Below are 643 nucleotides of genomic sequence, written 5' to 3'. Positions count from 1 at the left end.
ATATCGCCGTAGGCGTCCATCCCGAGCGCCTCCGACGCCTGTGCCAGGAAGGCGTGCGGCTGACCGCGCAACATGTTCGGACGCTGCAAGCGACGCGGCGTCGCGCCACATTGGTGGCGACCATCCTCGAAACCATCGTTACCCTCACCGACGATGCGGTGCTGATGTTCGATCGCCTGCTTGGGCAGATGTTCCGGCGCGAACAGAACAGCGCGGACACGACACTCAAGCGCAACCGGCGCACCATCAACGGCAAAATCCGGCTGCTTGCCCAACTCGGCGCTGCCTTGCTCGCCGCCAAGATATCAGGTGGCGATATCGGCGCTGCGGTCGAGGCAGCGATCGGATGGAATGATCTCGGCCGCGAGGTCGATGAAGCCCGCAAGCTGATCCGCCCCGATTCGGTCGATCCCGTCGCGGTCGCCGCGACCAATTACCCCGTCCTCCGACAGGTCGGTCCCTCGTTCATCGCCTCGTTCACATTCGGGGCGGTGCCAGCCTGCCATGCGCTCGCGCGAGCGGTCGCGATCATGCGCGACCTTCATTTTGGTCATCTGCGCAAATTGCCTGCAGGCACGCCAGTCGGCTTCATCCGGCAAGCTTGGCGTCGGGCGATCGGCACCGGCATTCCCGATCGCAGGAT

1 pseudogene is annotated in these 643 nt (G+C 64.5%); it reads left to right on the top strand.

The annotated features are described in order from the left end of the window. Positions 1 to 643: pseudogene (locus ACODRZ_RS26820) on the top strand (Tn3 family transposase); the annotation flags it as partial.

This window comes from Novosphingobium sp. FG90, assembly GCF_057808725.1.
Note: the sequence above shows the minus strand (reverse complement) of the source record. Positions and strands in the feature narration are given on the sequence as shown.